This window comes from Exiguobacterium sp. s50 (genome assembly GCF_018618175.1).
GTDB classification, from domain to species: Bacteria; Bacillota; Bacilli; order Exiguobacteriales; family Exiguobacteriaceae; genus Exiguobacterium; species Exiguobacterium chiriqhucha.
The window spans coordinates 1-19,281 of sequence record NZ_JACSLP010000019.1; the positions used below are offsets into that span (position 1 = coordinate 1).

The 19,281-nt window shown below is 51.4% G+C and carries 21 protein-coding genes and 1 riboswitch; of the genes, 13 read left to right on the forward strand and 8 right to left on the reverse strand.

Annotated features, from left to right (window positions below; genetic code table 11):
- Positions 1–209: 209 nt before the first annotated feature.
- Positions 210–1,190, reverse strand: coding sequence for a class II fructose-bisphosphatase (gene glpX / locus KNP68_RS14840; RefSeq protein ID WP_131472393.1), 981 nt, complete (start codon positions 1,188–1,190; stop codon positions 210–212).
- 158 nt (positions 1,191–1,348) lie between these two features.
- Between glpX and KNP68_RS14845 the strand changes: the two genes are divergently transcribed.
- Both KNP68_RS14845 and KNP68_RS14850 read left to right on the forward strand, forming a co-directional pair.
- Positions 1,349–1,792, forward strand: a complete 444-nt coding sequence (locus tag KNP68_RS14845) for a DUF86 domain-containing protein (protein ID WP_131472395.1) — start codon at positions 1,349–1,351, stop codon at positions 1,790–1,792.
- Between the two features lie 4 nt (positions 1,793–1,796).
- Positions 1,797–2,567: a TIGR01457 family HAD-type hydrolase gene (locus KNP68_RS14850; RefSeq protein WP_058764066.1), complete on the forward strand. Its 771-nt coding sequence runs from the start codon at positions 1,797–1,799 to the stop codon at positions 2,565–2,567.
- A gap of 34 nt (positions 2,568–2,601) precedes the next feature.
- On the opposite strand, the gene KNP68_RS14855 is transcribed toward KNP68_RS14850, so the two are convergent.
- Positions 2,602–2,859 (reverse strand): NifU family protein, encoded by a 258-nt coding sequence (locus KNP68_RS14855; RefSeq protein ID WP_228617585.1) that lies wholly within the window; start codon positions 2,857–2,859, stop codon positions 2,602–2,604.
- A 96-nt stretch (positions 2,860–2,955) separates the two neighbouring features.
- Between KNP68_RS14855 and KNP68_RS14860 the strand changes: the two genes are divergently transcribed.
- On the forward strand, positions 2,956–3,249 hold the full coding sequence (locus KNP68_RS14860) for a DUF1462 family protein (protein WP_029595112.1): 294 nt from the start codon (positions 2,956–2,958) through the stop codon (positions 3,247–3,249).
- A gap of 38 nt (positions 3,250–3,287) precedes the next feature.
- On the opposite strand, the gene KNP68_RS14865 is transcribed toward KNP68_RS14860, so the two are convergent.
- Together KNP68_RS14865 and KNP68_RS14870 are read right to left on the reverse strand one after the other, a co-directional pair.
- A complete protein-coding gene (locus KNP68_RS14865; RefSeq protein WP_214800068.1) occupies positions 3,288–4,718 on the reverse strand; it encodes a S8 family serine peptidase in 1,431 nt (476 codons plus the stop codon).
- 237 nt (positions 4,719–4,955) lie between these two features.
- On the reverse strand, positions 4,956–6,011 hold the full coding sequence (locus KNP68_RS14870; protein WP_034778394.1) for an NAD(P)/FAD-dependent oxidoreductase: 1,056 nt from the start codon (positions 6,009–6,011) through the stop codon (positions 4,956–4,958).
- Between the two features lie 97 nt (positions 6,012–6,108).
- Here KNP68_RS14870 and KNP68_RS14875 point away from each other — a divergent pair, with 97 nt between their 5' ends.
- The 3 genes from KNP68_RS14875 (at position 6,109) to KNP68_RS14885 (ending at position 8,376) form a co-directional block, all read left to right on the forward strand.
- Complete coding sequence (locus KNP68_RS14875) at positions 6,109–6,345, forward strand: YuzB family protein (RefSeq protein ID WP_021065517.1); 237 nt, start codon at positions 6,109–6,111, stop codon at positions 6,343–6,345.
- A gap of 210 nt (positions 6,346–6,555) precedes the next feature.
- Entirely contained in the window at positions 6,556–7,767 is a 1,212-nt protein-coding gene (locus KNP68_RS14880; RefSeq protein ID WP_029595115.1) for a NupC/NupG family nucleoside CNT transporter, read from the forward strand.
- 63 nt (positions 7,768–7,830) lie between these two features.
- A complete protein-coding gene (locus KNP68_RS14885) occupies positions 7,831–8,376 on the forward strand; it encodes a 2'-5' RNA ligase family protein (protein WP_029595116.1) in 546 nt (181 codons plus the stop codon).
- Between the two features lie 91 nt (positions 8,377–8,467).
- Here KNP68_RS14885 and KNP68_RS14890 read toward each other — a convergent pair whose 3' ends face one another.
- Positions 8,468–8,995: a nucleotidyltransferase family protein gene (locus tag KNP68_RS14890; RefSeq protein ID WP_051627782.1), complete on the reverse strand. Its 528-nt coding sequence runs from the start codon at positions 8,993–8,995 to the stop codon at positions 8,468–8,470.
- A 129-nt stretch (positions 8,996–9,124) separates the two neighbouring features.
- Positions 9,125–9,712 (reverse strand): ECF transporter S component, encoded by a 588-nt coding sequence (locus KNP68_RS14895; protein ID WP_029595118.1) that lies wholly within the window; start codon positions 9,710–9,712, stop codon positions 9,125–9,127.
- 159 nt (positions 9,713–9,871) lie between these two features.
- Positions 9,872–10,013: riboswitch (FMN riboswitch) on the reverse strand.
- Positions 10,014–10,110: 97 nt separating this feature from the next.
- Between KNP68_RS14895 and KNP68_RS14900 the strand changes: the two genes are divergently transcribed.
- Positions 10,111–10,467, forward strand: a complete 357-nt coding sequence (locus KNP68_RS14900; protein WP_029595119.1) for a HesB/IscA family protein — start codon at positions 10,111–10,113, stop codon at positions 10,465–10,467.
- A 181-nt stretch (positions 10,468–10,648) separates the two neighbouring features.
- Positions 10,649–12,289 carry an IS1182 family transposase gene (locus tag KNP68_RS14905; protein WP_251130843.1) on the forward strand — a complete coding sequence of 547 codons (1,641 nt, stop codon included), beginning with the start codon at positions 10,649–10,651 and terminating at the stop codon, positions 12,287–12,289.
- 35 nt (positions 12,290–12,324) lie between these two features.
- Here KNP68_RS14905 and KNP68_RS14910 read toward each other — a convergent pair whose 3' ends face one another.
- A complete protein-coding gene (locus KNP68_RS14910; protein ID WP_029595120.1) occupies positions 12,325–12,567 on the reverse strand; it encodes a hypothetical protein in 243 nt (80 codons plus the stop codon).
- Between the two features lie 127 nt (positions 12,568–12,694).
- Here KNP68_RS14910 and KNP68_RS14915 point away from each other — a divergent pair, with 127 nt between their 5' ends.
- Positions 12,695–13,549, forward strand: a complete 855-nt coding sequence (locus tag KNP68_RS14915; RefSeq protein ID WP_131472401.1) for a Rossmann-fold NAD(P)-binding domain-containing protein — start codon at positions 12,695–12,697, stop codon at positions 13,547–13,549.
- 36 nt (positions 13,550–13,585) lie between these two features.
- Here KNP68_RS14915 and KNP68_RS14920 read toward each other — a convergent pair whose 3' ends face one another.
- A complete protein-coding gene (locus tag KNP68_RS14920) occupies positions 13,586–14,563 on the reverse strand; it encodes an NAD(P)/FAD-dependent oxidoreductase (RefSeq protein ID WP_214800070.1) in 978 nt (325 codons plus the stop codon).
- Between the two features lie 266 nt (positions 14,564–14,829).
- Between KNP68_RS14920 and KNP68_RS14925 the strand changes: the two genes are divergently transcribed.
- The 4 genes from KNP68_RS14925 (at position 14,830) to ptsG (ending at position 19,180) form a co-directional block, all read left to right on the forward strand.
- Positions 14,830–16,041: an NAD(P)/FAD-dependent oxidoreductase gene (locus tag KNP68_RS14925; RefSeq protein ID WP_131472403.1), complete on the forward strand. Its 1,212-nt coding sequence runs from the start codon at positions 14,830–14,832 to the stop codon at positions 16,039–16,041.
- A gap of 126 nt (positions 16,042–16,167) precedes the next feature.
- Positions 16,168–16,485, forward strand: a complete 318-nt coding sequence (locus KNP68_RS14930; RefSeq protein ID WP_029595123.1) for a YuiB family protein — start codon at positions 16,168–16,170, stop codon at positions 16,483–16,485.
- Positions 16,486–16,590: 105 nt separating this feature from the next.
- On the forward strand, positions 16,591–17,436 hold the full coding sequence (glcT, locus tag KNP68_RS14935) for a glucose PTS transporter transcription antiterminator GlcT (RefSeq protein ID WP_021065527.1): 846 nt from the start codon (positions 16,591–16,593) through the stop codon (positions 17,434–17,436).
- 217 nt (positions 17,437–17,653) lie between these two features.
- Positions 17,654–19,180, forward strand: coding sequence for a glucose-specific PTS transporter subunit IIBC (gene ptsG / locus KNP68_RS14940; protein ID WP_021065528.1), 1,527 nt, complete (start codon positions 17,654–17,656; stop codon positions 19,178–19,180).
- Positions 19,181–19,281: the final 101 nt, after the last annotated feature.

Here is a 19,281-nt window from a genome sequence, read left to right on the forward strand (position 1 = left end):
GCTGAAGGGCGATGAAAACAGAGGAGCGTCATCCCTCCCGGGACGACGCTCCTCTGTTCAAAATCATTTGAAGTTTTTCAGTGCCCTCGTTTGCTCCGGGGTCATTTTTTTTAGATTCCATCGCTTATATCGATTCGAACACAAAAAAACCTGAATGCGCACCTTTTATCAAGTGTCGATCATTCAGGCTTCGGTTCAGCGAATATCAATTAGACGTTCACCGGCTGTTTCTGTAAATATGGTTTAAGCGAGAGCGTATGCTCGGCAACGACTTTACGAATCGTCTTCGTCTTCGATCGCATGACGAGTGACGTCGTCTCGACGATATCGTCCGTCAAGAATTTTACGCCGTCCAGCAATTCGCCCGATGTGACGCCTGTCGCCGCAAAGATGCAGTCGTCGCTCTTGACGAGGTCGTCAAGCGTGAGCAATTGGAGCGGGTCCTCGATGCCCATCGAGATGACACGTGCCGTCTCTTCTTCATTCATCGGGTGGAGGCGTGCCTGCATATCGCCACCGAGCGCCTTGACGGCCGCTGCCGTGATGACGCCTTCTGGTGCGCCGCCCGTACTGATGAAGATATCGATCGGGTTCGACTTGACGGCCGCTGCGATTCCGGCCGAGACGTCGCCGTCTTCAAACAGCTTGACGCGTGCGCCCATGTTCATCGCCGCTTGACGGAAATGTTCATGACGATCACGGTCTTGCATGATGACGGTCACTTCCTCGATGCGCTTGCCGTTATAAAGGGCGGCTTTCTCGATAATCGACTCAAGCGGTTCGTCGAGTGAGACTTTGCCTTTTAAATTCGGGCCGACGACGAGCTTATCCATATACATATCTGGTGCGTGGAGGAGGGCGCCTTTATCCGCGACCGCGATGACGACCATGGCGTCCCCGAGTCCTTTGGCGACGATCGACGTCCCTTCGAGCGGGTCAACGGCGATATCGACTTCTGGTCCGAACGTCGTCCCGAGGCGTTCACCGATATAAAGCATCGGTGCCTCATCGAGTTCACCTTCACCAATGACGACAGTTGCATCCATATTGATCGTGCCGAGTACTTCACGCATGGCCGATGTCGCTGCGTCATCCGCTTCGTTCTTTTGCCCACGACCGATCCATTTCGATGAGGCCAATGCTGCTGCCTCGGTTGCTCGTACGATCTCTAACGCTAATTCTCGTTCCATAGTGTTGTACCCTCCACATGATATCTATTTAATGTGACATACTAATAGTTGTGTTAATCCGTGGATTAGTGTATCACAATTACGTAAATGATGTAAATAGGAGAGATTCTTTTCTCGAACGAGAAAAAGGATTACTATAGGAGGCAGGGGGGATTGCGATGTATTTTGTAAACAGAGAAAAGATTAACGAGACGTTGACCCATATGGAGACGATGCTCAGTCGACTCGACCAATTAGAGGGGGACGCGTTCACCATCGAGCTGGCGAAACAACGTTTGGCCGTTCACTTGATGGAGGGCGTGATTGACGTCGGCAACTCGATGATTGACGGGTTCATCATGCGTGACCCGGGCAGTTATGAGGATATTGTCGACATCTTGCTCGACGAGCGTGTGCTCGACGCCGAGACGGCGGAAGCGACGAAAGCGCTCGTCGGATTACGGGCGCACTATGTCAGGGAGTTCGTCACGGCAGATTCGGCCCGGTTCGACGTCTGGGTCGACCGTGATAAATCAACGTTCGAGGCATTCCCAGAGCAGGTCCGACGCTATCTCGAGGTGGAGCTCGGTCCTGTATCAGCATTTTTACCAGAAAGCGAGTGATTAGATGAATCCGATTAAAGGATACTTATTTGATTTAGATGGCACGATGTATGCGGGGACGGCCCCGATTCAAGCAGCGGTCGATTTCGTGAATCGACTCGAGGCGACCGGCTTCCCATACTTATTCGTCACGAACAACGCGTCGATGACGCCGGAGCAAGTGGCGAATAAACTTGTCTCGATGGGTGTGCATGTGACGCCTGAGCACGTATTGACGAGTGCGATGGCGACGGCCCGTTATATCGAGAAGATGACGCCCGGGGCGACGATTTACATGATCGGTGAAGATGGCCTGCGCCTGGCGCTCGAAGAACGCGGTTTCCATGTGACGGAAGAGGCGAAGGCGGATTACGTCGTCGTCGGGCTCGACCGACACATCACATACGAAAAATTGGCGAAAGGCGCGCTCGCGATCCGCTCCGGCGCTCGTTTCATCTCGACGAACGGTGATATCGCCATTCCGACCGAACGCGGCTTTTTACCGGGGAACGGTGCGCTCACGTCCGTCTTGACGGTGACGACGGAAAAAGATCCGTTCTTTATTGGTAAGCCAGAACCGGTCATGGTCGACATCGCGCTTGAGATGATTGGTCTCACGAAAGAAGAAGTCGTCATGGTCGGAGATAACTACCATACCGACATCTTGTTCGGGATCAACGGTGGGATTCGGACGCTCCACGTCAACTCAGGCGTACATGGTCCGGCTTTCATTCAGGAACAAGAAAAACTCCCAACCTATATGGTCGAGAGCTTGGACGAATGGACACATGCATGAAAAAAAGGGATGACATGATTGTCTCCCTTTTTGTTTAGAATACTTGTTCGACTTCAACGATGCCAGGTACTTCTTCGATGAGCGCGCGCTCAATCCCGGCTTTCAATGTAATTGTTGAAGATGGGCAGCTGCCGCATGCACCCATCAAACGAAGTTTGACGATGCCTTCTTCTACATCAACGAGTTCGACGTCACCGCCGTCGCGAAGCAAGAACGGGCGTAATTTATCGAGTACTTCTTGGACTTGATCAAACATTTCCATGGTATCTACCCCTTTCTGGTTCTCTTTCATTCTAGCAAGTTTGAGATTGTTTCTCAATCATTAACGCTGAGCGTTTTGTGACGATGCAGCTTCTTGATTTTTGTATAATAGGAAAGAAGAGGGGGAATGGATATGAAAATCACGGTATATGGGGCCGAAGTACAGTGTGCGAGCTGTGTCGGGGCGCCGAGTTCGATTGAGACATACGAATGGTTGCAAAGCGCATTGGCACGGAAATATCCGAATCAGGCGTTTGAGTTCGAGTATATCGATTTTGAGACGGCGGACGATGACATCGCCGAAGCGATCAAGCAGGACGAGTGGTTCTATCCGCTCGTGCTCATCGATGGGGAAGTGGTGGACGAAGGGGTCGTCCAACTACGGAAAGTCTATTCGGCCATTGAACAGACGACAGCATGAAAAGAGTCGAGCGACGATTGTCGTTCGACTCTTGTGCGTTATAGAAGACGGAACGACGACGTCGCCGAACCTGCCGTGTAACCAGTGAGCGTCGCATCAGATTTTACTTGATACGTCCCACGTTGTGACGAAGAGCTTGTCGAGAGCGTGAACGTGATGGCGCCCGTTGAACTTGTCTTGCCTGTTCCTGTGAGCGTCGCGCCGTTTGGCTGTGTGACCGTCACACGGACGTCGGCGTTCGCGACCGCTTGGCCGTTCGAATTCCGGACTGTTGAAGAAATCGAGACGACTTCACCAGCGTAGTAAGTTGATTTCGATGTCGATACTGTCGTCGTGAGCGCTTGGACCGGTTGCGTCGTGCCGCCAGACGTCGGTGCTTGCACGAGTCCGTTCCCGAACCAGGTGTCACGGCCGGCCGTTCCGAGGTCGATCGAATCTTGTGACAGTTTCGTGCGGAGTTGCGAGCTCGACAACGTCGGGAACGCTTGCTTCATGAGTGCGAGGTTACCGGCGACGTAAGGTGTCGCCATCGATGTCCCGCTCATTTGACCGTAGCCGCCGTTCGCGAGTGTCGAGTTGATGCTCACACCTGGTGCCGCGACTTCGACCGTGCTACCTGTCGCCGAGAACGAGGCGCGGTTGTTGTTGATGTCCGTCGCCGCGACGGCGATGGCCGAGCTGTAACGGGCTGGGTAGTTGACGAGATCACCTGTACCGTCAGCGCGTCCGTTGTTACCGGCTGCCGCGACGACGAGGATACCCGCGTTATTGGCGCGATCGACGACTTGTTGGAGCGTCGTCGATGGACTTGTCGTCCCGAGACTCAAGTTGATGACGTCCATATCGTTCGTGATCGACCAGTCAATCCCGGCGATGATACTCGAGAGGCTACCACTACCGTTGGCTTCGAGTGCTTTAACAGCATAGATGCTCGCCTCATGGGCAATCCCGACCGTTCCGATGCTGTTGTTGCGGGCACCGATAATCCCGGCGACGTGCGTACCGTGACCGTTGTCATCCGCGTATGAGCTCGTGACTGTACTGAACGAGGCACCACCAGAAATCGTCAAATCAGGGTGCGGCGAGATTCCGGTATCAACGACCGATACTTTCACGCCTTTCCCGGTGTAGCCACTCTGCCAAGCTGATGGAGCTTTCAACTTCGGAATGCCCCAGTCTTGCGTCTGATTTTCGATTTGTACCGTTTGATCGACTTCCACGTGGGCGACGTTCGGGTTGTTCTTCAAGCCATTCAAGGCAGCCTTCGGTACTTCGAGCGCTGCGGCCGGAATGTTTTTGTACTGTTGGCGAACTTCCATGCCTTCGATTGAGAGCGGGATGTTCTTCGCTGACTCTTTGAAGACGACGATGACGCGTTCTTTCGATTTGTTGGGAGCAGCTTCCGCGGCTTCCGGGACGGTTGACAAGACGAGCAATGAGGCGAGGACGGTGCTACAGATTTTTTTCAACTTGTTTCCTCCTTCGGGTTATGTAGGCGAGGCGACACGAAGTCGTTCGGCCGTGACCCTAGAGTAACAAGTTTTGCCAACGGGTAGAATATGTCAATCGAATCAATAATCTGAATATTTAGATAAGGATACAGGGGATTCAGATACAAGACTTTTGGCTCAACACGACGGTGGCTGAACGACAAATGGATTGCTTTACACTAAAAAGGATCGACCGAGATGGCCGACCCAGGCATGTTATTTAATGACTTTATGTTTCCAAAGAATTCCGGACTTGAGCAATCGCGCGACTTTTCCGGTGAGCGACTGCTTGCCCATGAAGACGCCGAATCCGGCCTTCTTCCCAAGCGATCCTAACGTGCCTCGGAGTTTGATATCCGGCAAATCTGGATACCCGACACCTTTCCATTTACAGAGTAGCACTTGGACGATCTGTTCGGCCTGCGCTTCCGCGAGCTGACCCGAAGGTGCATACGGCAGGCTGGCGTTGTCCCCGACGACGAAGATGTCGGGCTGTTCCGGGACGTAGTGGTGTGGTGTCAATTTGACACGTCCACCCCCGTCGAGTTCCCAACCTTGGTTGCGGACGACGGCGACCGGTTGAATCCCGGCGGTCCACACCGTCAAATCGGAAGCGAAGTGCTGTTCATGGTTCCATAACCCATCGGCGTCGACCCGGACGATGTTCGAGTTATTGATGACTTCGACACCATGTTCCTCGAACCAAGACTGGACATACATCGAGACGCGGTTTGATAGGAACGATAGGACGGACGGGCCGCGGTCGAACAAACGGACCGTCAAGTCGGGACGACTCTCGCGCAGCTCGCTGGCGAGCTCGACACCGGACAGGCCGGCACCGACGATCGAGACGACCGATCCCGGAGATAGGCCGTTGATTGCTTGCTGGGTCTTGCGTGATTCTTCTAACGTTTGGATGCTGTACGTGAACTCGGCGGCACCGGGCACGTTGTGATACTTGTCCTCGCAACCGAGGCCGATGACGAGGTCGTCGTACGGCACTTTTTCCCCGCTCGCGAGCAGGACCATTTTGTCCCCCGTATCGATATCGGTGACTTGGCCGTATATGTAGTCGACCTCTTCTGGAAAATCGATGCGGATGTCACGATCCGACACGGTCCCCGCCGCAAGTGCATAATACTCTGTTTTTAATCCATGGTAAGGTAGACGGTCGATGAGTGTGATCGATACGTCCTTCAGCTGATGGCCGAGGACACGTTCGATTACACGCATACCCCCGTAACCGCCTCCCAAGACGACTAATTTGCGCATAAAAATCCCCCTTTGTTACACTTCAACTGTATCATGTTATAATACGCCGTAGAAGAACCATTTTCCTGCTTTGAAGGAAAGGGGAAGGGTGAATGACATGATGAATCCGATCATTGAGTTCTGTGCCTCCAATTTAGCGATGGGTTCACAAATCGCCCGCGCCAAATTAGAGTCCGATCCAGACTTAGACGTCGTCGAATATGGCTGTACGGGCTACTGCGGCGTCTGTTCGCTTGACTTGTTTTGTCTCGTCGATGGTGAGGTCGTGACCGGGGATACACCGGAACAACTCGTGACGAATGTATATGAAAAAATTGAAGAAATGGCATGGTGAAAAAGTTTGAAGGACCTTCAAACTTTTTTTATTTTGACCGTTTTGACCCGTTGCATTTTTAAAAAGGGTCTGTTATATTCAAAGAGGTTCGAATGTAGGTTGTCTGACGTTTAACAACAGAAAAAGAAAGCGTTTCAAACGGTAGGACACATCTCGATTCGGGTATATCATATTATCAGGTTTCCCCAATATGAAAGGAGCACAACACCAATGAATATCATGAGCGTGGTTGGTATTTTGGCACTAATTGGAATCGCTTACATCTTCTCGACCAACCGTAAAGCCATCAAATGGCGCACCGTGCTTGCCGCTTTCGCGGTACAGTTTACGTTCGCCTTCCTCGTCCTCTTCACTACAGTAGGACGTAACGCGTTAGAATGGATCTCAGGAGGCGTCCAGAACGTCTTGAACACGGCGAACGCCGGGATTAGTTTCGTCTTCGGTACAGCTGTCGGCGGAGACAACTTCGTCTTCGCGTTCCAAGTGTTGACGATTATCGTCTTCATGTCGTCACTCATCGCACTTCTCTACTATGTAGGTGTCATGCAGTGGGTGATCCGTATCCTCGGTACGGCTCTCGCCAAAGCACTTGGCACATCACGTAAAGAATCGCTCTCAGCGACAGCGAACATCTTCGTCGGTCAGACGGAAGCACCGCTCGTCATCAAACCTTACCTTCCAACGATGACGCAATCGGAACTCTTCGCTGTCATGGTCGGTGGTCTCGCCTCGGTTGCCGGTTCAGTTCTTGCTGGATACGCTGCTCTTGGTGTACCGCTCGAGTACTTGCTCGCAGCGAGCTTCATGGCTGCTCCTGCTGGTCTCATGTTCGCGAAAATCATCGTCCCGGAAACAGACGTACCGGATGACGATATCGAAATCGCTGAAGATGAAGAGAACAAGGCAGCGAACTTCGTCGATGCAGCCGCTCGCGGTGCCTCTGACGGTCTCTTCCTTGCATTGAACGTCGGTGCGATGCTTCTCGCCTTCGTTTCATTGATCGCGCTCGTTAACTTGATTCTCGGTGGAATCGGTGGCTTGTTCGGTTTCGACGGTCTCACGCTTCAATTGATTCTTGGTTATGTGTTCGCACCGCTCGCATTCGTGATCGGTGTGCCATGGGCAGATGCTGTTCAATTCGGTAGCTTCCTCGGACAAAAACTCGTGTTGAACGAATTCGTCGCTTTCTCTGAATTCGCACCAATCATCGGTTCTGGTGACCTCTCGGCACGTACGGAAGCTATGATCGCGTTCGCACTCTGTGGATTCGCTAACATCTCGTCACTCGCTATCCTTCTCGGTGGTCTTGGTGGAATGGCACCGAACCGTCGGAACGATATCGCGCGCATGGGTGTCCTCGCGATTCTCGCAGGTACGCTTGCTAACTTGATGTCAGCCACGCTTGCTGGTCTGCTTCTCTAATCAAATACGATATACTCAGAGTGATCACTTCGGTGGTCACTCTTTTTTGGGGAGGAATGACATATGTATGGAATGATAGCGCTTTTTGATGAACAAACGGAGAAACGAATTCAAGAGGTATGGGAAGGCTTGAAACAAGAAGGAATTACTTCTTATGCATATGAAGTCTCGAATCGACAACCTCATATAACATTAGCTAGTTACAGTAGTTTGAATGTTGAGGCGTATATCGAACTGATGGACAGCTACTATCAATCGAAGGAGATTATAAATCTAACATTTAGTACGTTGGGTACGTTCATTCAATCGAGTGCACTTTTTCTTTCACCTACAATCTCATCCGGATTGAGGAGCCTCCACTTAGAGCATTATTGTATATTTGGGGAGTTTAATGATAACGCTGAGTCCTTATATTTGCCGGACTCATGGATTCCGCACTGTACACTGGCAAACAGATTGTCTAAAGAAAAGATGAAAGATGCTTTTGAATATTGTACTGATATTGTAAAACCTATAGCTGGAAAAATTGTAGAGGTGGCATTAATTGAATTAGTAACACCGATTCACGTTCGAGTATTACATAGAGTAAAATTATCCGCACAAAAGTAACAAAGCTAAGTTACTTAGGTGCATTCTTCTGTCAGGTTTGTCATATGTGACTAGGACCGATAGAAGGGATTGACCAGGAAACGGTGGGGTTTTATCGTTCCTGACGAGGTATATCCACTTCTTGGAGTCTCGGCCAAGTGGCTTGCCAATTCTTTTTATTGATCCGGGCTCGATAAATATGATGGTGTGAAGCGTCGTTCGCAAAGGCCGGGGTCGGTCGTAACTTTAGTTCGACTATGTCGTCGATACCGTAAGGGGCGGCCAGCTTCAAGCGTCCGCCCGCACCAAGACTGACACCGATGGCCGTGACCGTCTCAGGGAAATGGGCCAAGGCATCGACCGCAGATTGATACGGTGGCAATTGATTGACCAGATGCATGCGGGCCTGGTTTTTGACCGACCAAGGGACGTTCGGTAACAGGTCGTGCAGTTGTGCCTCATACTGTTTTTCAATCGCCTCGTCGATGTGAGATCGGTCAAAGTAGATGACATCGACGTCCTCGATCGGCGTCGGTACTTCGTAGCCGTGCGCGTCATCCCATATTTTTGCCCGCACGTATCCGGCACAAATCCACCAATCGGGTAAACCGAGCGAAGCGACGATTGTCAACAGACGCATCAGTTCCACATCAGTCTCTAAAAAATGGGTCACATCTTCAGTCGTGTTCAATCCATCTCCTCCTATTCTCTCATTAGCATAGCGTACCTATACAAAAAGCACCTAGACCCCGGTCTAGGTGCTTGTCAGTTACGCTTGAAGTTGCATGCGCTGGCGTTCGATCCACGGCTTCAATTTGAGGAAGAGTGGGACGAACAAGGCGCTGATCAACAAGGCCTTAATGAAGTTGAACGGCAAGATACCGTATAGGACGAGGTCCGTTTTGACTGCCGGTTGCGCCATCTCGGTCATGCCGAAGAAGAACGCGTAGGCTGGTAAGATGAGCAAATAGTTCAAGATTGCCAAGCTGAGTGCCATCGTGATCGTACCGGCCACGAGGCCTGAAGCGAGCGCTTTATTCGTTTTACGTTTATGGTAGAACCATGCGACCGGATACATGAAGGCGACGCCTGCAAAGAAGTTCGCGACTTCGCCGACCGGAACGCCGCCACCGTTGAAGACATAGTAGAGGACGTTTTTTAGAGCGACGACCACGACGCCTGCGAGTGGGGAGAACACGATCCCGGCGACGAGCGCGGGAATGTCACTGAAATCCACTTTTAGGAACGGTGGTAGGAAAGGCAGCGGGAAGTTAAAGAGCATGAGGACAAAAGAAATGGCCCCGAGCATCGATAGCGTCACCAGTGTTGTCAATCGTTTGTTGCGCGTTGTTTTCATCAAAATCTCTCCTTTTGTCGCTCCTTGATGAATGGCACCCGTCGCATAGAAAAACCCGATTGTATCAAACAATCGGGAGAGTTTACGCGCATACGAAATAGATGTTCTCATCGGTGTTTAGACCACGCCGAAGAAAACATCCGGATATCGGTCGGATGCCGCCATCTTCTCCCATCCAGACTTTACTGTCGGCTTTCGAATCTCACGAAATCAGCAAGCAACGCCTTGCTCGCTCACGGGCTGAGAAGAACTTGTCTTCAATACCGCCGGTCGGGAATTTCACCCTGCCCCGAAGATGGAACGATTTAATTTTTTTTGTTACAGTTTAGTTATACAAGATATTTCACAAAATCTCAAGTCAGTTGACTTGAAGTTAAGATAACGAAGGAGGAGTTCAGATGATTCATTTGACAGAATCAGCCGCATTACAAGTCATCGATATGATGAAACAGACCGAACGCCCCGACGACCAGTACTTGCGGATCAAAGTGCAAGGGGGCGGGTGTACCGGCCTGTCTTATGGGATGGGGTTTGATGAGGATAAGACAGACAAGGACGTTCAGTTTGACCACTATGGTGTCCGTGTCATCGTCGCGGAAGCCGATCACGGGGTCGTCGACGGTCTCGAGATTGACTATAAGCAGTCGATGCTCGGAGGCGGCTTCACGATTAAAAATCCGAACGCCATCGCCACGTGCGGTTGCGGCTCGAGTTTCCGGACGGCATCGAACGCCGGGACACCTGGGGATTGCTAAACGAAAGAGGCTGGGACATAACTCAGTAGATTTATAAGAAAGAGGCCACCTGGCGCGACTCGTTCGCGCCAGGTGGCCTCTTCTCCTTTTTATGGGTTCGTACGCACATTTCGATATAAACAGATAGGGGCGACCTCTGATAAAGTTAAAGTGACCAAACCATAACTTTGGAGGTGCCCCTATGTACAAAGAGTATACCATGAACCAGTTGGTTTTGCCCCTAGATTTAGAAGTTCGGCTCCCGGAGAACGACATCGCCTTCGCCGTCCACGACCTCGTCGAACAGATCCCGGACGAGGCGTTCGAGACGTTCTGGCGAACGACGGGCTGCCCGGCCTATCACCCGCGGATGATGATGAAGATCGTCCTCTGCGCGTACACGCAGTCCGTGTTCTCGGGCCGGAAGATCGAGGGCCTTCTCAAGGACAGCCTGCGCATGATGTGGCTCGCCCAGGGACACGAGCCGAGCTATCGGACGATCAATCGGTTCCGAGTCCATCCGGACGTCGCCCCGATCCTGAAGTCCGCCTTCGTCACGTTCCGTTGCCACCTCGTCGAGGCGGGTGAGATCGACCAGGAGGCGATCTTCATCGATGGCACGAAGCTCGAGGCGAACGCGAACCGATACACCTTCGTCTGGAGGAAGGCCGTCGAGAAATACAGCGCCGCACTCGTCGAGAAGTCGAACCGGCTGTACGAGGAGCTGATGTCCGAGCAGGTCATCCCAGAGATCGAGCGCGAGAGCCCGGAGGCGCTCTCGGTCGAAGAACTCGAGGAGGTCGCGGCGCGACTCGGGGAAAAGGTCGACGCGATCGATGAGGAAATCGCGTCGACGACCGACGTCAAGGAACGCAAACGACTGCGCGCGAGACGCAAGGAACCCCGCCGCCTCCGCAAGCAGGCCTCCGACTTCGCTGCCCGGAAACGCCGATACGAGGAACACATGGCCGCCTTCGGCACGCGGAACAGTTACTCGAAGACCGACAGGGATGCGACGTTCATGCGGATGAAGGATGATCACATGAAGAACGGACAATTGAAGCCCGGCTACAATGTCCAGATCGCGACCTCGGGCCAGTACACGCTGGCGTATGACGTCTTTCCGAACCCGACCGATATGAGGACGTTGGCCCCGTTCCTCGACGAGGTCGAAACGTTCCTCGAGTTACCCGCCTACATCGTCGCCGATGCGGGATATGGGAGCCAGCCGAACTACACGGACATCCTCGAGCGCCGGGGGCGCATTCCCTTGATCCCGTACACGATGTACCGGAAGGAACAGAAGAAGAAGTGGCGCGAGAACCCTTTCAACATCTCGAACTGGGCGTACGACAGGGAATCCGATACGTTCACCTGCCCGGACGGGAGACGGCTCCCGTTCAGCCACGAATCCCGTAAGACCGACAGGGACGGGTTCGTCCGCGAGTCCCGCATGTATCTGAGCGAGGACTGCGGCGGGTGTCCGTTCCGCGACCTGTGCACAAAGGCCGAGGAAGGGAGCCACCGCCAGGTCGGTGTGAACGTGGCCTGGGAAGAACAAAAGCATATGACGAGAACGCTGCTTTCGGATGAGAAAACGGGTGCCCTCTACGCCAGACGCAAGACGGACGTGGAACCAGTTTTTGGATATCTGAAGGCCAATTTGGGTTTCACCCGCTTCTCCGTCAGGGGAAAACAGCGCGTGAGACGCGAGCTCGGCTTCGCGCTCATGGCGGTGAACCTGCGGAAGTTCATCGCCACCGTTGTCGCCCGAAGTACAAAGAAAGGGTCCGGTCACCGAAAATCGGTGACCGGACCCCTCTTTTTGATTGAAATACTTTAGAACTGGCTAGTTATGTCCCAGCCTCTTTTTTGTATTCAGTCTGTCTCTTCAATCAGAATTAATCGAATGAGTTTCGAAGCCGCGTCTAACTCGATTTGATGTTGCCAAGGACGAAACGCTGTGATTTTACACGTGTCGTTCGTGATGCGGAACGAACAGACGCTCTCTTCCTCTTGGTCAAGGACCGAGTAACGGCTGAAGTCCGATAAGCTTTGGTAAATGGCATATTGTGTCGGTAATTCACACGACCATCCTTTTTCTAATGTGATCTGATGCATGCGTCTCGCCTCTTTCTTCTCTATATATATAAGAATAACAAAAATATTCAAGGATGTGGAAGATTAGTCGAGAGGATGCAAGGGAAAATGAAAAGAGATGTCATTTCATGTAGGAGGGGCAGGGACGATGAGAAAAGTATTGATTTTCGGTGGCTCACGCTATTTTGGAAAGCGGTTGGCGCTTCGGTTGGCGGAGGCCGGTGACGATGTGACGATTGTGACGCGTGGACAACTGCAAGTACCCGAGGCGGAGGGCATCCGGTCGATCAGAGGGGACCGACAGTCGGTGGCGACGATGAAAGATTTGTCACGCGACCATTATGATGTCGTCTATGACAATATTTGCTTTAACCCGTACCAGGCAAAGATCGCCTCGGACGCTTTCATGGACCAAGTCGGTAAATATGTGCTCACGTCGACGATGTCGGTTTATGCGCCAGGCGCCGAGTTGAAAGAAAGTGATTTCAATCCGCTCCATCATGACTATCATCTCGAATCCGAACATGATTACGGGCAAGGGAAGCGAGAGGCTGAATCTTATTTCTTCCATCGCGCCTCGTTCCCGGTCGCGACGGTCCGCTTGCCAATCGTGCTCGGACCCGACGACTATACAGACCGTCTCAAGTTTTATATCGACGCCGTCCGACGGGAAGAGCCGATCGTACTGCATCACCCGGAAGCGAAGATGGGGTTCATCTCAAGCTTTGAGGCGGCCGCCTTTCTAGAATGGGTCGGTCGGGCGAACGTGACCGGACCGTTCAACGCGGCGAGTGAAGGGGTCATCTCGCTCGGGGCACTCATGGAACGGATCGGCCATCACTTAAATAAACCGGTCCAGATTATCAAAGATGGCGAGTCGTCGCCGTACGATACGGACGTCGACTATTATATGTCGATTGCCGAGGCGAAAAAGGCCGGGTTCGTCTTCACCCAACTCGACGACTGGCTCGACCGGGTCATTGTACAAACAATCCGCAAATGAAAAATGGCCCTCATCATCGCGATGAGGGCCACATCGTTATTTCCCGGCAAATACCGAAGTCGAATGTTGCGGGTGACGCGCTGTCGGGTCGACGAGCTGCTTCACTTGGTTGATGGCAATCGGAGCTTCTCCGAAGCCTGTCGCAATCAATTTTACTTTTCCTTCGTACGTGGCGATGTCACCACACGCGAAGATGCCGGCGACCGTCGTCTCCATCCGCGAGTCGACGCGGATCGTGTTCTTCTCGAACTCCATGCCCCAGTTTTTGATTGGGCCGAGCGATGAGACGAAACCGTAGTTACAGATGAGGTCATCGATCTCGACGAATTTCGATTCGCCGTCCTTGTCTGTCAATTCGACCGACTCGATGTGCGTCTCACCTGAAAGTGATTCGATGTTATATGGCGTCCAGACGTTGATCGTCGAGACCTTCATTTGCTCGACCGTATGCTCGTGGGCACGGAAACGGTCACGGCGGTGAACGATATGGACTTCCTTGGCGATGCCTTCAAGCATGAGCGCCCAGTCGACGGCAGAGTCGCCGCCGCCAGCGATCATGACGCGGCGGTCGCGGAACTTCTCCATGTTGTCGACGAAGTAATGAAGGTTGGCATAATCTTCGCAACCATCGATGCCGAGCGGTCGTGCGGCGAATGCCCCGTTCCCGGCCGTGATGATGATGGCTTTCGTATGGTACTCATCCTTGTTCGTCGTGATCTGGAACGTGCCGTCTTCAAGACGTTCGACCGTCTCGACCGTCTCCCCGAGGCGATAGTCCTGCTCGAACTGATCGGCTTGGGCTTTTAATTGGTCAATCAAATCTTGGGCTTTCACTTTCGGGAAGCCGGCGATGTCGTAAATATATTTTTCTGGATACAGTGTCGATAATTGTCCGCCGAGCTGCGGCAAACTTTCAATCAACGCCGTATCGAGTTGGCGCATACCTGCATAAAATGCGGTGAACAGTCCGACCGGGCCGCCACCGATGATGATCACATCTTTCGTCGATTTCATCGAATTCCTCCTCAAAACGTATACATCCATTATAGTGACAATCGTGAATTAAATCCATTCTGTACAAACATCCTATACATTCAAAAAAAATTCAAGAAGATAAGCTTTTCCATTGAGAAAACGAAATAAACAGCGTACAATGAACGAGAAGCAATTGTGAACATTGGTTGAACAAGGTTTAGGCTTTATTGTGAACATTCATGTGAAAAAACACACAACATGATTGTTCAAGAAAACAAAACTATCAAAACAAGGTGGAAATGAACATGAAACGACCTAACATTGTTATTCTTGGCGCAGGTTTCGGTGGACTCATCACAGCGGTGAACCTCCAGAAGACGCTCTCAGCTGGCGACGCGAACATCACGCTCATCAACAAGCATGATTACCATTACCAGACGACGTGGCTTCATGAGCCAGCGGCCGGAACGATGAAACCGGATCAAGCTCGCATCTACATCAACGACGTCGTGAACCCGTCACGTGTGAAATTTGTCAAAGGGGTCGTCGATCGCGTCGATACTACGGCAAAACAAGTCTTGCTCGTAGACGGTTCAGCCGTTGAATATGATTATGTCGTGTTCGCACTCGGCGGCGTACCTGAAACATTCGGTATCCCTGGCCTTAAAGAGAACGCGATGACAATCAGTTCATTGAACAGCGTCCGTAAAATCAAAGAACATATCGAGTACTCGTTCGCTCAATATAAAACGAACGGTTCAGCTGACCGCTCGTACGTGACGATCGTTGTCGGTGGCGCAGGATTCACAGGAATCGAGTTCCTCGGTGAGCTCGTCAACCGTGTGCCTGAGCTTTGCAAACAGTATGACGTGCCACGTGAAGCGGTTCGCATCGTGAACATCGAAGCCGCTCCGACTGTACTTCCTGGTTTCGACCCAGAACTCACGACGTACGCGCAGAAATGGCTCGAGCGCAACGGCGTCGAGATGAAACTCGGCAACGGCATCAAAGGCGTTGAGCCTGGTGTTGTCACGTTCGGTCCACTCCAAGGCGACACGACAGAGACGATTGAAGCGAACACGATTCTCTGGACAGGTGGCGTCAGCGGTAGCCCGATCGTTGAGAAGTCTGGCTTTGAAGCGGTTCGGAACCGTGTCATGGTCGAGGCGGACAACCGTGCCCCTGGTCACGACAACGTCTTCATCATCGGTGACTGCTCGGCTGTCATGGATCCGGTCTCAAACCGTCCATACCCACCGACTGCCCAAATCGCGACTCAACAAGCGCACAACGTGGCGAAAAACATCGCTGCCCTCATCAACGGGAAATCAACTTCGAAATTCACGTATGAGAGCAAAGGGACAGTCGCATCACTTGGCCATAACGATGGCATCGGCATCGTCATGGGCAAAAAGATCTTCGGTCGTAACGCTTCATTCATGAAGAAAGTGATCGACAACAAACACTTCCTCGAATTGAAGAAGTACGGTCTCGTCCTTAAAAAAGGTAAATTCTAAGCCATATATCTGAGTGGCCCGCTCATAGGAGCGGGTCACTTTTTTATTGTCGGTGGCGTACGGTTCACCTTTGACCTAAGCGCAAACGATTCGGTATAATAGACAACGGGAAAAGGGGGCAATCGCATGCATATTATCCAGGCTGTCATTGGGGCGATTCTTTATTTGGTCATCTTCTTCAGCATCGGCTTCATTTTGAACATGCTGCTTAAAAAAACATGGACGCTCGTGTTCATCTATCCGATTTTCGTCATTATGATGATTGATAACGTCAAGCTCTCGAGTTACATCACTGAGACATCGACTGCGCTCGCCAACGTTTACGAACGCGTGCTCGGCCTTCAATTTCTGGATGTGTTCATGCTCGGTTTCGGGTTGCTCGGTGCGATTTTGGCTGGAATCACGATTCGCTACTTGCGCAAGAGTGGTTATTCAATGTTTTAAAGACGACAGAAATGTTCGTCTTTTTTGTTTTCCGCCTACTTTTTTAGGGGATGAACCGATATACTTAGTACGAAACGATTATAGTGAGTAAGGGATGCGATACGAATGACATTACCGATGTATACGATCAAGAAAGTGTTGAATAATAGCGTTGTCATTTGCCAACATGATCCGGAACCGGAAGTCATTCTACTCGGGAAAGGGATTGGCTTCGGCAAGAAAGCGGGCGATCTCGTCGACCCGGCCAGTGTCCCGGAGAAAGTGTATCAACTGACGGACAAAGAAGAGCAATCGCAATATCGTGAACTCGTCAAACACGTCGACGAGGACTTTATTGCTTTCATGCAAGAAATCGTCGGCTTTATCGAGAACAACACCGGTAAAAAAGTCGACCAACATATTCATATCGGTTTGACCGACCACTTGTTCTTCACGATGAAGCGGATTGAACAAGGGATGGAAGTCACGAATCCGTTCTTGCTTGAGACCGAATCGCTCTATCCGAACGAGTACGCGCTCGCCGAACGTATCGTCGATATGATTCACGAGCGGCTTGACGTGTTATTGCCGGACGCGGAGATCGGTTTCATCGCGCTCCACATCCATTCGGCGACGACGTTCAAAAACGTCCTCGAGGTCAATCGACACAACCAAATTATCGGGCAGATCGTTCAGACGATTGAGAGTCGTTTGAACGTCAAAATGGACCGGAGTTCACTCGATTATAAGCGCTTACTTCGGCACTTAAGGTACGCCGTTGAGCGGGTTGCGACGGGTGAGATGGTGGAGGCCCCACAAAAAATTGAAAAGGTATTGCGCGAAGAATATCCGCTATGCTATAGTACTGCTTGGGAGCTGATGGGCATCATGGAACGCGAATTAAAGCGTCCGGTCCCGCGAGGTGAAGCGACATATTTGACGATGCATCTCCAGCGCCTAACAAGTAGATAACTGATACCACGTATCTTACGTGTTACTGATTCGATCAGGCATGAGTAAGGAGTGGAACGCACCGATTTCTCTATTAGGAGAGGTCTACGTTCTATACCTTATTCATGCCTGTTTCTGTTTTTATAAACGTTTATTATGAAAACGTTTAGATACGTCGGTTGTCTGACATCTACAGTCGTCTTTCCGCACGAAACAATCACAAAAAGGAGGATTTATCATGTTTAAGCAGATCTTTGGTGTTCTTCAAAAAGTCGGTAAAGCACTTATGCTTCCTGTTGCGATTTTGCCGGCAGCCGGTCTTCTTCTTGCATTCGGTAACGCGATGCAAAACCCGGCCCTTACATCACGCGCTGGTTGGTTAACGAACGAAGGCGTTGTGAAATTCGCTCAGCTCATGGAGCAAGCGGGTGGCATTATCTTCTCGAACTTAGCACTCTTATTCGCAGTTGGTGTCGCGATCGGTTTAGCAGGGGACGGCGTTGCCGGACTCGCAGCCATCGTCGGATTCCTCATCATGAACAAAGTTATGGGTGTTTGGCTCGAACTCACACCTGAAATCATCGCACAAGGTGATCCGGCTTACGCATCAGTACTCGGGATTCCAACGCTCCAAACTGGGGTATTCGGAGGGATCATCGTCGGTCTGATCGCCGCCTGGGCATATAATAAGTACTTCAACATCGAGTTGCCGCAATTCCTTGGCTTCTTCGCTGGTAAGCGTTTCGTCCCAATCGTTACTGCGGTATTGGCAGTTGTCGCTGGTTTCGTCATGCTTCTCATCTGGCCACCAGTACAGCACGGCTTGAACACGTTCTCAAACTTCATGTTGACTGAAAACCGCACCTTCGCGGCATTCATCTTCGGTTTGATCGAACGTTCATTGATTCCATTCGGTCTTCACCACATCTTCTACTCACCATTCTGGTTCGAGTTCGGCTCGTACACGGATGCAGCGGGTAACATCGTTCGTGGTGACCAAGCTATCTTCTTCGCACAAATTCGTGATGGCGCTGAGCTCACAGCCGGTACGTTCATGACTGGTAAGTACCCGTTCATGATGTTCGGTCTTCCAGCAGCAGCACTCGCAATGTACCACGAAGCACGTCCTGAACGTAAAGCAGTCGTCGGTGGTCTCTTGGCTTCGGCAGCACTTACATCGTTCTTGACTGGTATCACTGAGCCGATCGAGTTCTCATTCTTGTTCGTTGCTCCACTCTTGTTCGCAGTACACGCAGTCTTCGCTGGCCTTTCATTCATGGTCATGCACATCTTGAACGTCAAAATCGGGATGACGTTCTCGGGCGGTTTGATCGACTACCTTCTCTTCGGTGTACTTCCTAACCGTACAGACTGGTGGCTCGTCATTCCAGTCGGTCTCGTGTTCGCAGTCGTTTACTACTTCGGATTCCGCTTCGTTATCCGTAAGTTCAATCTTAAAACACCGGGCCGTGAAGATGAAGTCGTTGAGCAATCAACTGCTACAGGTTCGGAACTTGCACAAGATATCCTCGTTGGTTTCGGTGGTTCACAAAACATCAAACACCTTGACGCATGTATCACACGTCTCCGCGTCGAAGTAAAAGATAAGAGCCAAGTCAACAAAGAAGAGTTGAAACGCCTTGGGGCAGCTGGTGTCCTTGAAGTCGGTAACAACATTCAAGCCATCTTCGGACCACGTTCGGATGCGTTGAAATCAGAAATGCAAGCGGTCATCGCTTCAGGTAACGAAAAGAAAGCTAACTAATTGAAGCTATAAGTAGACTGACCTAGCTATATGAGACACTAATAAAAACACCTTGATTAGGCTGCCGCCACACCATATTTTATCGGTGTGAGGTAGCCTAA

Excerpts from the sequence above, each read along its gene's own strand:
- glpX (WP_131472393.1), bottom strand. The coding sequence starts at position 1,190 with ATGGAACGAGAATTAGCGTTAGAGATCGTACGAGCAACCGAGGCAGCA.
- KNP68_RS14845 (WP_131472395.1), top strand. The coding sequence starts at position 1,349 with ATGTATTTTGTAAACAGAGAAAAGATTAACGAGACGTTGACCCATATG.
- KNP68_RS14850 (WP_058764066.1), top strand. The coding sequence starts at position 1,797 with ATGAATCCGATTAAAGGATACTTATTTGATTTAGATGGCACGATGTAT.
- KNP68_RS14855 (WP_228617585.1), bottom strand. The coding sequence starts at position 2,859 with ATGAAAGAGAACCAGAAAGGGGTAGATACCATGGAAATGTTTGATCAA.
- KNP68_RS14860 (WP_029595112.1), top strand. The coding sequence starts at position 2,956 with ATGGATATGAAAATCACGGTATATGGGGCCGAAGTACAGTGTGCGAGC.
- KNP68_RS14870 (WP_034778394.1), bottom strand. The coding sequence starts at position 6,011 with ATGCGCAAATTAGTCGTCTTGGGAGGCGGTTACGGGGGTATGCGTGTA.
- KNP68_RS14875 (WP_021065517.1), top strand. The coding sequence starts at position 6,109 with ATGATGAATCCGATCATTGAGTTCTGTGCCTCCAATTTAGCGATGGGT.
- KNP68_RS14880 (WP_029595115.1), top strand. The coding sequence starts at position 6,556 with ATGAATATCATGAGCGTGGTTGGTATTTTGGCACTAATTGGAATCGCT.
- KNP68_RS14885 (WP_029595116.1), top strand. The coding sequence starts at position 7,831 with ATGTATGGAATGATAGCGCTTTTTGATGAACAAACGGAGAAACGAATT.
- KNP68_RS14890 (WP_051627782.1), bottom strand. The coding sequence starts at position 8,995 with ATGCGTCTGTTGACAATCGTCGCTTCGCTCGGTTTACCCGATTGGTGG.
- KNP68_RS14895 (WP_029595118.1), bottom strand. The coding sequence starts at position 9,712 with ATGAAAACAACGCGCAACAAACGATTGACAACACTGGTGACGCTATCG.
- KNP68_RS14900 (WP_029595119.1), top strand. The coding sequence starts at position 10,111 with ATGATTCATTTGACAGAATCAGCCGCATTACAAGTCATCGATATGATG.
- KNP68_RS14905 (WP_251130843.1), top strand. The coding sequence starts at position 10,649 with ATGTACAAAGAGTATACCATGAACCAGTTGGTTTTGCCCCTAGATTTA.
- KNP68_RS14910 (WP_029595120.1), bottom strand. The coding sequence starts at position 12,567 with ATGCATCAGATCACATTAGAAAAAGGATGGTCGTGTGAATTACCGACA.
- KNP68_RS14915 (WP_131472401.1), top strand. The coding sequence starts at position 12,695 with ATGAGAAAAGTATTGATTTTCGGTGGCTCACGCTATTTTGGAAAGCGG.
- KNP68_RS14920 (WP_214800070.1), bottom strand. The coding sequence starts at position 14,563 with ATGAAATCGACGAAAGATGTGATCATCATCGGTGGCGGCCCGGTCGGA.
- KNP68_RS14925 (WP_131472403.1), top strand. The coding sequence starts at position 14,830 with ATGAAACGACCTAACATTGTTATTCTTGGCGCAGGTTTCGGTGGACTC.
- KNP68_RS14930 (WP_029595123.1), top strand. The coding sequence starts at position 16,168 with ATGCATATTATCCAGGCTGTCATTGGGGCGATTCTTTATTTGGTCATC.
- glcT (WP_021065527.1), top strand. The coding sequence starts at position 16,591 with ATGACATTACCGATGTATACGATCAAGAAAGTGTTGAATAATAGCGTT.
- ptsG (WP_021065528.1), top strand. The coding sequence starts at position 17,654 with ATGTTTAAGCAGATCTTTGGTGTTCTTCAAAAAGTCGGTAAAGCACTT.